The organism is Paramicrobacterium fandaimingii (genome assembly GCF_011751745.2).
GTDB classification, from domain to species: Bacteria; Actinomycetota; Actinomycetes; order Actinomycetales; family Microbacteriaceae; genus Paramicrobacterium; species Paramicrobacterium fandaimingii.
In genome coordinates, this window is sequence record NZ_CP061170.1 from 914,552 (window position 1) to 927,982 (window position 13,431).

Below are 13,431 nucleotides of genomic sequence, written 5' to 3' on the forward strand. Positions count from 1 at the left end.
CTGATATGTCAATCTTCCTCAATAAGGATTCCACCGTCATCGTCCAGGGCATCACGGGCGGTGAAGGCACGAAGCACACAGCACTCATGCTGAAGGCCGGTACCAACGTCGTCGGCGGAGTGAACGCCCGCAAGGCTGGCACCACCGTCAAGCACGGCGACGTCGAACTTCCCGTCTTCGGCACCGTCGACGAGGCAATCGAGAAGACCGGCGCAGACGTGTCGATCGCGTTTGTGCCCCCGGCATTCACAAAGGATGCCGTCATCGAGGCAATCGACGCCGAAATCCCGCTGCTTGTGATCATCACCGAGGGTGTCCCTGTCGGCGACTCCGCCGAGTTCTGGGCGTACGCGCAGGAGAAGGGCAACAAGACCCGCATCATCGGTCCGAACTGCCCCGGCATCATCACGCCGGAAGAGTCGCTTGTCGGCATCACCCCGGCAAACATCACGGGCAAGGGTCCGATCGGCCTCGTGTCGAAATCGGGAACCCTGACCTACCAGATGATGTACGAGCTGCGTGAGATCGGCTTCTCCACAGCCATCGGCATCGGAGGCGACCCGGTCATCGGCACGACGCACATCGACGCACTCGCGGCGTTCGAGGCCGACCCCGAGACCAAGGCAATGGTGATGATCGGCGAGATCGGCGGCGATGCCGAGGAGCGCGCGGCCGAGTACATCAAGGCGAACGTGACGAAGCCGGTTGTCGGCTACGTCGCCGGCTTCACCGCCCCCGAGGGTAAGACGATGGGCCACGCGGGCGCCATCGTCTCGGGTTCCGCTGGAACTGCCCAGGCAAAGAAGGAAGCGCTCGAGGCAGCGGGGGTCAAGGTCGGCAAGACGCCGAGTGAGACCGCCGAGCTCATGCGCGAGATCATCGCGAACCTCTGAGTCGACGTTGCGTCAGGCCCCGCCGTGAATCGGCGGGGCCTGACGTGTTTCTCGGGGAGCCCAGGGTAGGCTTGGCCACCGGATGAACCGCCTCACTGCCTCCCTTCTCGCCGCTCTCGAAGCGTTCATCGTCGTGGCCATCGGAGTGTTTCTTCCGCTCGTTCCGCTTACACTCCTGTGGGCGATCCAATACGACTTCAGCGTCGACTGGTTCGTGTTCTGGCGAGCTGCCGCCGACATCTGGCTGCTGGGCAATGGCGTCGATCTCACGGTCACGCTGAATGACGCCACGTTGCAGATCGTGGGCATCCGCGCCGCAGCCGAACCGTTCATCGTCTCGTTCGCGCCGCTCGCGTTCGCGCTGTTCACCGTGCTCATGGGCGTGCGCACCGGGCGTCGTTCGGTGCGCAGCGGTGCGTGGCTTCCCGCAATCATCACGTCGTTTGCCGTTTTCGTCGTGTTTGCCGGCATCGTCGGCATCACGGCGATCAACGCAATCGCCTCGCCCTCTCCGTGGCAGGCGTTTGTCATCCCCGCCCTCGTCTGGGGCCTCGGGCTCGTCGTCGGCGTCGGCATCGAGCTGGCCGTCAGAGACACTGATGACCCGGTGCTTCAGCGCATCGAAGACCTGAGTGATCGGATGCCGTCGCACATCGCGGGCATCATCAAGGCAGCCCTCCGTTCGGCGACGGGGGCCGTCGCCCTGCTCATCGTCGGCGCGGGACTCGTCGTCACGGTGAGCATCGCGATTGGATTCAGCTCTGTCGTCTCCCTCTACGAAGCGGCCCAGGTGGGTGTGGTCGGCGGCATCGCCGTCACGATTGCCCAGATCGCGTTCATGCCCAACATCGTCGTCTGGACGGCATCCTGGCTCGTCGGCCCGGGCTTCACGCTCGGCGAGGGGTCAATCGTGTCGCCCTCGGGCACCATCACGGGCCCTGTTCCGAGCATTCCGCTGCTGGGAAGCCTTCCGAGCAACGATCTTGCCTTCGGGTTTCTCGGGCTCGCCGTGCCGCTGATCGCCGGCTTCATCGCGGCGCTCTCGGCGCGCGACCAGGTGATTGCCGCCATCGGCATCCGATCGAAGGTGACGTATCTGGCACTGAGCGCCGTTGTGATCGGCGTCGTCGCCGGTGCAGAGATGACGGTGCTCGCGTGGTGGTCGGCCGGCGCCGCCGGGCCTGCGCGATTCGAGAGCGTCGGGCCCGAGCCGCTGCTCGCGGGGGCGATGTGCGCGGTGCTCGTCGCTGTCGGCGCCCTCGTGGGAATGGCCTCGGGCAGCTCAGAGAAGGTGGCCTCTTCTGCGCGATCGGCTGCGCGAGGCATGCAGTCTCGCGGCGGGTAAGATAAACGAGTGCTCTCACTCGTCGTGCTGATCTCCGGCGGGGGCTCCAACCTCCGCGCCCTCCTCGACGCGGCATCGGACGCCGAGTTCCCCGCACGAATTGTTGCGGTGGGCGCGGATCGGGATGCCGCGGGACTCGCGCACGCCGAAGAGTATGGAGTGCCGACCTTCACGGTTCCGTACACGTCGTTCGACAGCCGTGACGCATGGGGCACGGCGCTGCTCGAGCAGATTCAGGTGTGGGATGCCGATGTGGTCGTGCTTTCCGGGCTCATGAGGCTCCTGCCGGCATCCGTCGTGCGTGCCCTTTCGCCGAATCTCATCAACACTCACCCGGCCTACCTGCCCGACTTTCCCGGAGCTCACGCCGTGCGCGATGCGATCGCCGCGGGCGCGACGGAGTCCGGGGCATCCATCATCGTTGTCGACAACGGCGTCGACACGGGCTCGATCATCGTGCAGGAGCGCGTTCCGGTCACTCCTGACGACACGGAGCATTCCCTGCACGAGCGCATCAAGCCCGTTGAGCGCCGCCTGCTCGTGCAGACCGTGCTCGATATCGCGAACGGTCTCGACCTGCGCACGGTCTAAACCCCAATCGAAGGAGCAGCAATGAGCGGACCCAGCCACGATAAGACCCTGTACCGCGAACGCGACATCGTTCGCATCAAGCGAGCTCTCATCTCGGTGAGCGACAAAACTGGGCTTGTCGACCTGGCACGCGCGCTCGCGAACGCGGGCATTGAAATCGTGTCGACGGGTTCAACAGCGCAGACGATCCGCGACGCGGGCTACCCGGTGACGGACGTCGCCACCATGACGGGGTCGCCCGAGATGCTCGACGGGCGCGTGAAGACGCTGCACCCCACCGTTCACGCGGGGCTTCTCGCCGACCTGCGCCTCGAATCGCACGAGCAGCAGCTCGCCGACTTCGACATCGAGCCCTTTGAGCTCGTCGTCGTCAATCTGTATCCGTTTGTCGAGACCGTCGCGGCGGGAGCCGAGGCCAACGATGTTGTCGAGCAGATCGACATCGGCGGCCCGTCGATGGTGCGCGCAGCAGCGAAGAACCATCCCAATGTCGCCGTCGTCGTCTCGCCCGCCTCATACGAGGAGATCATCGGCGCCGTCGCCGCTGGCGGCACAACACTTGCTCAGCGCCGCGCATTGGCCGCTCAGGCCTTCTCGCACACTGCCGCGTACGACACGGCGGTCGCTGGCTGGTTCACGGATGCTGCTGAAGGCTTCGGATCGTCGCTGACCATTCAGGGCGAGCTGTCACACGTTCTGCGCTACGGCGAGAACGCGCACCAGGAGGCGGCGCTCTATCTGCGCGCAGGTGGCCAGGGCATCGCGCAGTCGACGCAGCTGCACGGCAAAGAGATGAGCTTCAACAACTTCACAGACGCGGATGCCGCGGTGCGCGCGGCCTATGACTTCGCCGAGCCCGCTGTCGCCGTTGTCAAACACGCGAACCCCTGCGGGATCGCCATTGCAAAGCCCAAGGCAAGCGACCCGATCGCGTCGGCGCACCGTCGAGCGCACGACACCGACCCCGTCTCGGCGTACGGGGGAGTCATCGCGGCGAACCGCCCCGTGTCGCTCGGAATGGCCGAGGCAGTGAAAGAGATCTTCACTGAGGTGATCGTCGCCCCGGGCTTCGATGACGATGCCCTCGAGCTGCTTCAGACGAAGAAGAACCTGCGCATTCTGCAGCTTCCCGACGGCTTCGCCCTCGAGCCACTCGAGGCAAAGCAGATCTCGGGCGGTCTGCTCGTGCAGGAGTCTGACAGGTTTGACCCCGAGGCGAACGTGACGGCCGAGTGGAAGCTCGTGTCGGGAGAGCCGTCTGACGAAGCAACGCTTGCCGACCTCGCGTTCGCCTGGAAGGCGTGCCGCAGCGTCAAGTCGAACGCCATCCTCCTTGCCAAGTCGGGTGCGGCAGTCGGCGTCGGCATGGGGCAGGTGAACCGCGTCGACTCGTGCGAACTCGCGGTGAAGCGCGCGGGCGATCGCGCGACGGGCTCTGTCGCGGCATCCGATGCCTTCTTCCCTTTTGCCGACGGCCTGGAGATTCTGCTGAAGGGCGGCGTGAAAGCCGTTGTGCAGCCGGGAGGATCGGTGCGCGACGACGAGGTGATCGCTGCGGCGAAGGCTGCCGGCGTCACCATGTACTTCAGCGGAGAGCGCCACTTCTTCCATTGATCCCCGTGTGAATCAACCGATAGGGGCCGGGCACGTGGAGTGCCCGGCCCCTGGCATCCCGTAGGCTCTTTGTCATGACTGTTACTTGGGCCCGTCGCGTCATCGCGTCGCTTGCATCTGCCGTACTCGTCGCACTGATGGCCCACGTTGCCGCCGTAACAGCATTCTTTCTCGTCAACCAGATGCAGCCGACGATCATCGGCCCGGCGAGCTCATACTTCATTCTCGCGAGCCTCTTCACATTTTTGCTACTCTTCATCGCCGGGATGCTTGGCGCGCTGACCACGTGGAAGTGGGCTCTTCCCGCAGGCATCGTCATCGGCATCGTCGGGCCCGTCGTCGGCGTGCTGCTGACGACCGTGCAGCAGGGCACAGCCATGACCGGCGAGATCTTCGGCATGATCGTGGCGACGTTGACCAGCACAAACGCGCTTTACGCGCTCACCGTGTTCATCGGCGTGCCGACGGTCGGCCGCGCCGTGTACGCCGCGACAGTCGGCTACCGCGAGGCTCCGAGAGCTGCGGAGCGCCGCATTGCTCTTGTGCGGCTCCCCGCCACCGCTCTGACCGACGATGACGACGACACCGAGTCCGACTTCGATTCGGATCTCGCAGACAAGCAGTGGGATGCCTACACGGCAGCGTTCGAAGACAACGGCTGGACGACGCAGGAGGTGGCTTTCGCTAGCGAGCTTCCCGACTCCGTCTTCGTGCAAGACGGCGTCGTGCTGCTCGACGATCTCGCGATCATCACCCGCCCCGTCGACGAAACTCGACGCCGCGAGCTCGAGGGAATCGAAGACACCGTCCACGATCTCGGCTTCACTGTCGAACGCATCATGGATCCGGGCACGTTCGAAGGCGGTGATGCGCTGCTGGTGGGCGACACCCTGTACGTCGGACGCACCGAGCGCACGAACGCGGAGGCGATTCGCCAGCTGCGCAGCATCGTCGCGCCGTATGGCTACTCGATTGTCGCAGCGCCCATGAGTAAGGTGCACCACCTCAAGGCGGCGATCACCGCGCTTCCCGACGGAACATTCATCGGCGACCCGTCGTCCATCGATACCCTCAGCCTGTTTCCCGGGTTCATTGCGGCCCCGGAGCCCGCTGGAGGTTCGGTGGTCGTGCTCAACGACGATACGGTGCTTGTCTCAGAATCCGCGCCGCTCACGGCCGAGCTGCTCGATGACCTCGGCTACGCGGTTGTGACCGTCGACATCTCTGAGTTCGAGAAGCTCGGTGGCTCCGTCACCTGCCTTTCTGTTCGAGTTCGCTGACTCCTCTTGCGCTGGCGAGCAGAACTCGCTTATTCTGTAAGGCTGCGTACTGAGAGAACGGTCATGCAGCGCGATCCACGAGTACGCAGGGAGGACGATATGCCGAATGCCATTTCCGGGTTGCCGGGCGGTCGTCGCTTCCGCACACGCGCGGTCGTCGGAGAATCCGGCCTCGTCAGCGCCATGTAGCGCAGACCCCTCCCCGCAACCTGAACCCCGGTCGGCACCCTCCGGCCTGTCTTCCGACAACGAACGCGCCCTGACGCTCGTCGTCTGACCGCCGAAACAACCTCAAGCGAGACGCACACTATGTCCGGCACTGAAGCCACGCGAAAATCCAACCTCACTACAGTTCAGGCAATCTGGCGCATCTATCCGTTCGTCAAGCATGCGCTGCCACGAATTTCACTCGGGATGGTTGCGGCTCTGCTCGGTTCCATCGTTGCACTCGTCATTCCGATGGTGCTTGAGAAGCTCGTCAACGGAGCACTCGCGCAGAGAGATCCCGCTGAGATCTGGCCCGCCGTCGGCGTGATTCTCGCACTCGGCATCGTCGAGGCGGCCATGATCGCGCTTCGCCGCTGGTTTGTGCTGCTGCCGGGCACGACCGTCGAGGCGAAGATGCGCAACGAGATCTACCGCCAGCTGCAAGATCTCCCCGTCGCCTTCCACGACCGGTGGCCGTCTGGGCAGCTGCTGTCGCGCATGATGCAGGACCTCAGCCTGATTCGCCGGTGGCTCTCGTTCGGCACGGTGCTGCTCGTTGTGAACGTGCTGACGATCATCATCGGCTCTGCGCTGCTCTTCTCGTGGCACTGGCTGCTCGGCCTGATCTTTCTCGTCTGCGCCATCCCGGTCTGGATCTACGGCTACACGTTCGAGAAGCGCTACTCGACGATCGCCAGGCGCAGCCAAGACCAGGCGGGCGACCTCGCCACCAACGTGGAAGAGGCCGTGCACGGCATCCGCGTTCTCAAGGCATTTGGCCGAGGCAAGCACGCGCTTGACGGGTTCACCGTTCAAGCCGAGAATCTTCGCGGTGTCGAGATCGAGAAGGCGAAGGCGATCGCCGGCATCTGGTACTGGCTGATTCTGCTTCCCGACATCGGGTTCGGGCTGTGCCTCGTCGCGGGCATCTGGCTTGCGTCGCTCGGGCAGATCAACGTGGGTGAGCTGTTCGCGTTCTTCGCCACCGCGACGGTGCTGCGCTTTCCGATCGAATCGATCGGCTTTCTGCTCTCGATGACGTTTGACACGCGCACAGCTGTCGACCGAGTCTTCGAAGTGCTCGACGAGGTGAACACGATCACCGACCCCGAGCATCCGAAGACGATCGAGAACCCGCACGGACGTCTCGAATTTGCCGACGTGCATTATCGCTTCGCCGATTCGCCAGACCGCTACCCCGATCTCATCGACGGTGTGAACCTCACGATCGAGCCGGGCGAGACGATGGCGCTCGTCGGGTTGACAGGAAGCGGAAAGACGACGCTCACCTCGCTCACGACCCGCATTTACGACCTCACGGGAGGCGCCGTGCTTCTCGACGGGGTCGACGTGCGCGACCTCACGAGAGGGGAGCTGCGTCGGCACATCGCCATGGCGTTCGAAGACGCGACGCTGTTCTCGGCATCCGTTCGCGAGAACGTGCTTCTGGGGAGAGAGCACCTTGATCTCGACAGTGATGAGGCGCAGCAGATCCTCGACGAGGCGATCGGCATTGCCCAAGCCCAATTCGTTCACGACCTGCCGAACGGCGTCGATACGACCGTCGGCGAAGAGGGACTGAGCCTCTCGGGCGGCCAGCGGCAGCGACTTGCGCTCGCGCGTGCCGTCGCGGCGGCGCCGTCTGTGCTTGTGCTCGACGATCCGCTCTCGGCGCTCGACGTCGACACGGAGGCGCTTGTCGAGGCGGCGCTGCGCCGCGTGCTCGCCTCGACGACGGCGCTCATCGTCGCGCACCGCCCGTCGACGGTGGCGCTTGCTGACCGCGTCGCCCTGCTGCAAGACGGCCGCATCGCCGATGTCGGCACACATACAGAGCTGCTCGCGCGAAACGAGCACTACCGATTCGTGATCTCGTCGCTCGAAGACGAAGAGAGGCGCGAACGCGAGGAGGTTGCACAATGAGCACGGCTACCGTGCGAGGCGTGTCCGGCGAGGAGCGCGGAGACCTCACAAAGGAAGAGAGCAAGCAGATTCGCCAGCGATCGATGCGACTGCTGGGATCGCTGCTGAAGCCGCTGCGTGGGCGCGTGATCGGCGCGATGACGCTGGTGATCATCTCGACAGCATCCAGTGTCGCTGGTCCCGCGCTCATCGCATTTGGAATCGACACGGCGCTGCCCGCCGTGATCGACCGCGCGAACTGGCTGCCGACTCTCGGCGTCGGCGTCGTGTATCTCGTGACGGCGCTCGCCGCTGCGACCTTTATGGCGAGCTACGTCGTTGCGAGCGCGCGTGTAAGCCAGGCCGTGCTTCTCGACCTGCGCATGCGGGTGTTTCAGCACACGCAGAAGCTCAGCCTCGAGTTTCACGAGTCGTACACGTCTGGGCGCATCATTTCGCGTCAGACGAGTGACTTGGATGCCATCAAGCAGCTGCTCGACGAGGGAATCAGCCAGCTGGTGAACGGAATCCTCTACATGGGGTTCATCTTCGGCGCTCTGTTTCTGCTCGACTGGACGAGCGGCCTCGTCGTCGTCTGCTCTGTCGTGCCGCTGTACTTCTTGACGCGGTGGTTCCAGAAGCGCTCGCAGGTGATGTTCCGAAAGTCTCGGGTGCTCTCTGCCCGCGTGATCGTGCACTTCGTCGAGTCGATGACCGGAATTCGCGCCGTGAAGGCGTTCCGCAAGGAGAAGCGCAACGAGAAGGAGTTTGGCCGGCTCGTTGAGGACTACCGTGACATCAACGCCCGCACCATCCAGCTCTTCGGAATCTACGAGCCCGGAATCATCATGATCGGCAACCTCGCTGTTGCAGCCGTGCTGCTTGTCGGCGGGTACCGCGTCGTCGACGGGCACATGGAGATTGGGGCGCTGCTTGCCGCCGTGCTCTACGTGCGACGGTTCTTCGATCCGATGGAAGAGATGGCGATGTTCTACAACGCTTACCAGTCGGCGGCCGCTGCACTTGAAAAGATCTCGGGAGTGCTCGAAGAGCAGCCGAGTGTTCCCGACCCGACGTCGCCCATTGACCTCTGGCAGGCGAAGGGGCAGGTCACCTTCGACGACGTCACCTTCGCGTACAACGAGAGAACAACGGTGCTGCCGAGCTTTGCCCTCGACATTCCAGCGGGGCAGACGATCGCTCTCGTCGGATCGACTGGCGCGGGAAAATCGACTCTCGCCAAGCTCATCTCGCGGTTCTACGATCCGACGAAGGGCTCTGTGCTGCTCGACGGCGTCGACCTGCGTCAGCTGCATCCGAAAGACCTGCGTCGAGCGATCGTGATGGTGACCCAGGAGGCGTACCTCTTTTCGGGAACGGTCGCAGACAACATCGCGCTTGGGCGTCCCGATGCTACGCGCGAGGAGATCGTCGCTGCGGCGTACGCCGTCGGTGCGCACCAGTTCATCGACGATCTTCCAGATGGATACGACACCGACGTGAACAAGCGCGGTGGCCGCGTCTCGGCTGGGCAGCGACAGCTCATCTCGTTTGCGCGAGCATTTCTCGCCGACCCCGCCGTGCTGATTCTCGACGAGGCGACGGCATCGCTCGATATTCCGAGCGAGCGGCTCGTGCAGGAGGCTCTGCAGACTCTGCTCGCCGATCGCACTGCTGTGATCATCGCGCACAGACTGTCGACGGTGGCCATCGCCGACCGCGTGCTCGTCATGGAGCACGGGCGCATCGTGGAAGACGGAACGCCAGCTGCGCTGATCGCTGGAACAGGGAGGTTCGCTCAGCTCCACGCCGCGTGGCGGGACTCGCTCGTGTAGGTGCGGGTGCCGCTACGCTGGCTATGTGGAGTCGCCAGCTGAACCTCGTGTCGCCGTCGCCGTGCAGAATCTTCCGCCCGGCTACTTCGCGCTGGTGATGGCAACGGGCATCATCTCGCTCGGACTCCACCTCGAGGGCGTTGACGTGCTCTCGATGGTGCTCCTCGTCATCGCCGTGGTGGCATTCGTGATTCTGCTGGTACTCACGCTCTGGCGTGGCATCCGCTACCCGAGGCGTGTCGTCGACGACTTCTCGGCGGCGCACAACGGCTTCGCGTTCTTCACGTTCGTGGCGGGAACGAACGTGCTCGGGTCCCGGATTGCAGCCGGGGGCGGCACCGTGATTCTGCCTCTCGTTCTGCTCGGGGTGAGCTTCGCGGCGTGGATCGTTCTCGGCTATGTCATTCCAGGGCTCGTGATCGGGCGGCACCAGGGTGCCGACATACTTTCGGGCCTCAACGGCACCTGGTTCATCTGGTCGGTGGCCAGTCAGTCGATTGCTGTGCTCGCCGCATCGCTTGAGCCGAAGATGCCGGAAGGCATCAGCGACGCGCTCTCGATCATCGCCGTGCTCTCCTGGGGGATTGGACTGATCCTCTACGGAGTCATCGGGTGCGCCGTGGTGATCCGCCTGCTGACGAGAGGCATTCCCGCCGCCGAGCTGGGCCCGCCCTACTGGGTGACGATGGGCGCAGCGGCAATCACCGTGCTCGCTGGCTCGCGCATCGTCGAGATGTCGGACACCGCCATGGTGAGCGTTGTGCGTGCTCCCGTCGCCGCGGCCGCCGTCGTATTCTGGGCGTTCGCGACGTGGCTGATTCCCGCGCTCTTCGGCATCGGGGTATGGCGGCACGCGATCAAGAAGGTTCCGCTGCGATACGAGGCGGCACTCTGGAGCATGGTCTTTCCGCTCGGCATGTATGCCGTTGGGGGCATCTATCTCGGCGACGCTGACGACCTGCCCATCGTGGGTTGGATCGGCGGTCGCTTTCTCTGGGTTGCACTCGCGGTCTGGGCCGTCGTTCTCGTGTGGATGCTCGTGACCCTCGTCTCTTCTGCACGAAAGACTCAGCCTGCACGCTGAGGGTATGCGCTTTCCGTCCTTTCGGGTACTCTGGCGGAAGCGTCCCCCAAACAGGGGTGACGCATCTGAGTGCCAGGGCGAACAAGGGAGTACGCATGCGCAGTCTGAGCCGTCGAACCGTTCTGACCGCGGCGGGAGCCGCAGCTCTTGCCTCGGCGTTCTACAAACCACAGATCGCCTTCGCAGCACACCCATCGGCGTCTGGGGCAGAAGCGACGTCGGCGCTTCTCGACAACATCGTCGCTGGTCTGGCCGGAACAACGAAAACCAACGCGGCGGCATCGGTGCAGCCGAAGCTCACGGCGATGTACGACACCGCGACGAAGAACCTGGGCTCACTCGTGGCGACCCCGACGACGGAGCTGTTCACGGGGCTCGCCCTCGGCGGCGACGACGGCAACCTCGAGTCGACATATGAGAAGCTCCTCGACATCGCTGTGGCAATCACGATGCCCATACCGGCAGGCGCCGATGTTCCGACAGATCTCAGCGGCAGCGCCGACGCGACGCAGAAGGTGATTACCGGGCTGCGGTGGCTCTATGACAACTACTTCAGTGATCAGGATGCTGGCTACTACGGCAATTGGTACAACTGGGAGATCGGTATTCCGACGCACGTCGGGCGAACGCTCGCTTTGCTGCATGGCGACATTGCCGAGGTCGACGCGGAGATGCCAGGGCAGTACATCGAGGCGATGGATCTATACCTTCGCAATGGAATTGACGGCGATGTTGATCTTGACTCGCGATTCCACACGGGGGCGAATCTTGCCGACATCACGACCAACCGCATCGTGCAGGGAGCGATCACCGGCGATGACGCCCGGGTGACGAAGGCGATAGCGGATCAGCTCACGGTGTACGAGATCGTCGATCCCTACAACCTTCAGCACGGCGTCACCGACGGCTTCTACCCTGACGGCTCGTTCATTCAGCACGCATCCGTCGCCTACACCGGAAGCTACGGCATCGGCCTGCTCGAGCGCGTCACGACGACGCTTTCGCTGCTCGACGGAACCGAGTACACAACGGAGCCAGACCTCGAGTCGCGCATCAACGAGTGGCTGGCAACGAGCTTCTCACCCGTCATTGTCGAGGGCTGGATGATGGAGATGATCAAGGGGCGTGCCGTGTCGCGCACGACGACTGGCTACACAAATGCGTCGAAGGTCGCGGAGTCGATTGTCGCCCTCTCGCGGCACGCAACGGCAGACTCGGCGGCAGAACTCTCGGCGTACATCGTCTACCTGCACGGACTGTCGCACATGAGCATCACGGCGTCGTCATTCGCCGAGCCCGCAAACATCGTTCGCTACACGACAACGGTTTCTGATGACACGATCGTCGGCAAGAATCTCGTCCCCGACGCAGCGACGTTCGCATACAACGCCATGGATCGGCACGTGCATCACCGCCCCGAGTTCACCTTCGCTCTTGCACGGAGTTCGAAGCGCGTGAGCAAGTACGAGTACATGAGCGGTGAGAACCTGCGGCCCTGGTTTCAGGGTGAGGGTAGTCACTACCTGTATCTTGCCGACGACGATCAGACGCAGGCATACGGCGTCGACTACGTCACCGTCGTCGATCCCATGCGGCTCGCTGGCACCACGGCCCCTGTCGAGGAGCGCAAGTCGATTCCGGAGCTCTACGGTAAGCCGTTCTATGACAATGAGGATGCCGGTTTCACATCGTCCTCGGTGAAGCAGAACACCTATGTCTACTTTCCGCTCGGCACCAACGACTTCTCCGGGGGCGCGACACTGGGCAGCTACGCTGTCGCGGGCATGCAGCAGTCAGACGACGCCGCTTACACAGCAAAGCAGGCGGGGGAATTGCCCGAGGACTTCGTCGTCTACGCGAACGCGCGGTCGTCGAAGTCATGGTTCATGCTCGATAACGAGATCGTCGTGCTCGTGTCCGGGATCTCTGACGAGCACGAACGAGACACGGTGACGACGATCGACAGCCGAATCAGCAGCCCCGGCGATGACGTGAGTGTTGTGGGGGAGACGCGAGACGGAGCGCCCGTGACCGGTGCAGAGAACGTGAACGGGCTTTCCTGGTTGCGCTACGCGAACGCGACGCGCGGCACCTCGCTTGGGTACGTTTTCTACACAGACAGCACAATCGACGTGCGGCTGAAAGAGGTTGAACAGAGTCGCCGCTTCATTCGCACATCAAACACAGAAACGCTTGTGTCGAAGACGGTGTTCGACGTCTCACATACCCGGGCGGCGGAAGCGGACGCCGGGTCGCTGGCATATGCGATTGTTCCCGGCGCCGAAGCCGGTTCCCTCGCCAGCTACGAGGGTCCAGAAGTCGTGCAGCACACCGACGACGTGCACGCTGTGCGCCACTCGGGTCTCGGCCTGCTTGCCGCCACGACGTTTGCCGAGGGCGAGCACGACATCGGAGCACTCGCCGTTGACGGCCGCGCCTGTGTCATCGCGCAGGACGCGCCGAAGGGGCGAACAGTCATCGCCGTCTCCGACCCGACGTTTGCGCGCGACATCGTCAGCGTCACGGTTCCCGGCAGACGCGCAATCCTCGACGAGTCGCATCCCAACGTCACAGCGCACGTCGAGCGTGGACGCACCCGTCTGGACATCTCAACACATGAGGCGTATGGGGCAACGATCTCGGTAACCATCCGCGGCCGGGGAATCGTCTGATCGGCGGT

9 protein-coding genes are annotated in these 13,431 nt (G+C 63.8%); all 9 read left to right on the plus strand.

Translation table 11 applies throughout. The features are described 5' to 3' along the window. Positions 1–5: 5 nt before the first annotated feature. A complete protein-coding gene (gene sucD / locus HCR84_RS04435; protein WP_166984080.1) occupies positions 6–893 on the plus strand; it encodes a succinate--CoA ligase subunit alpha in 888 nt (295 codons plus the stop codon). An 82-nt stretch (positions 894–975) separates the two neighbouring features. Then, the gene (locus HCR84_RS04440) at positions 976–2,238 is read left to right on the plus strand and encodes a cell division protein PerM (protein ID WP_166984079.1); all 1,263 of its coding nucleotides are present in this window, start codon (positions 976–978) and stop codon (positions 2,236–2,238) included. Positions 2,239–2,247: 9 nt separating this feature from the next. Next, the gene (purN, locus tag HCR84_RS04445) at positions 2,248–2,829 is read left to right on the plus strand and encodes a phosphoribosylglycinamide formyltransferase (RefSeq protein WP_166984078.1); all 582 of its coding nucleotides are present in this window, start codon (positions 2,248–2,250) and stop codon (positions 2,827–2,829) included. 21 nt (positions 2,830–2,850) lie between these two features. After that, positions 2,851–4,443 carry a bifunctional phosphoribosylaminoimidazolecarboxamide formyltransferase/IMP cyclohydrolase gene (gene purH, locus HCR84_RS04450; RefSeq protein ID WP_166984077.1) on the plus strand — a complete coding sequence of 531 codons (1,593 nt, stop codon included), beginning with the start codon at positions 2,851–2,853 and terminating at the stop codon, positions 4,441–4,443. Positions 4,444–4,517: 74 nt separating this feature from the next. Then, positions 4,518–5,723: a dimethylarginine dimethylaminohydrolase family protein gene (locus HCR84_RS04455; protein WP_166984076.1), complete on the plus strand. Its 1,206-nt coding sequence runs from the start codon at positions 4,518–4,520 to the stop codon at positions 5,721–5,723. A 309-nt stretch (positions 5,724–6,032) separates the two neighbouring features. Next, positions 6,033–7,853, plus strand: coding sequence for an ABC transporter ATP-binding protein (locus HCR84_RS04460; RefSeq protein WP_166984075.1), 1,821 nt, complete (start codon positions 6,033–6,035; stop codon positions 7,851–7,853). Beyond that, on the plus strand, positions 7,850–9,667 hold the full coding sequence (locus tag HCR84_RS04465) for an ABC transporter ATP-binding protein (RefSeq protein ID WP_166984074.1): 1,818 nt from the start codon (positions 7,850–7,852) through the stop codon (positions 9,665–9,667). The genes HCR84_RS04460 and HCR84_RS04465 overlap by 4 nt, the downstream gene beginning before the upstream one ends. Before the next feature lie 25 nt (positions 9,668–9,692). Beyond that, positions 9,693–10,751 carry a tellurite resistance/C4-dicarboxylate transporter family protein gene (locus HCR84_RS04470; protein WP_244972563.1) on the plus strand — a complete coding sequence of 353 codons (1,059 nt, stop codon included), beginning with the start codon at positions 9,693–9,695 and terminating at the stop codon, positions 10,749–10,751. 95 nt (positions 10,752–10,846) lie between these two features. Next, a complete protein-coding gene (locus HCR84_RS04475; RefSeq protein WP_166984073.1) occupies positions 10,847–13,423 on the plus strand; it encodes a polysaccharide lyase family 8 super-sandwich domain-containing protein in 2,577 nt (858 codons plus the stop codon). Positions 13,424–13,431 lie beyond the last annotated feature (8 nt).

Excerpts from the sequence above, each read along its gene's own strand:
- HCR84_RS04440 (WP_166984079.1), top strand. The coding sequence starts at position 976 with ATGAACCGCCTCACTGCCTCCCTTCTCGCCGCTCTCGAAGCGTTCATC.
- HCR84_RS04455 (WP_166984076.1), top strand. The coding sequence starts at position 4,518 with ATGACTGTTACTTGGGCCCGTCGCGTCATCGCGTCGCTTGCATCTGCC.
- HCR84_RS04465 (WP_166984074.1), top strand. The coding sequence starts at position 7,850 with ATGAGCACGGCTACCGTGCGAGGCGTGTCCGGCGAGGAGCGCGGAGAC.
- sucD (WP_166984080.1), top strand. The coding sequence starts at position 6 with ATGTCAATCTTCCTCAATAAGGATTCCACCGTCATCGTCCAGGGCATC.
- HCR84_RS04475 (WP_166984073.1), top strand. The coding sequence starts at position 10,847 with ATGCGCAGTCTGAGCCGTCGAACCGTTCTGACCGCGGCGGGAGCCGCA.
- purH (WP_166984077.1), top strand. The coding sequence starts at position 2,851 with ATGAGCGGACCCAGCCACGATAAGACCCTGTACCGCGAACGCGACATC.
- HCR84_RS04460 (WP_166984075.1), top strand. The coding sequence starts at position 6,033 with ATGTCCGGCACTGAAGCCACGCGAAAATCCAACCTCACTACAGTTCAG.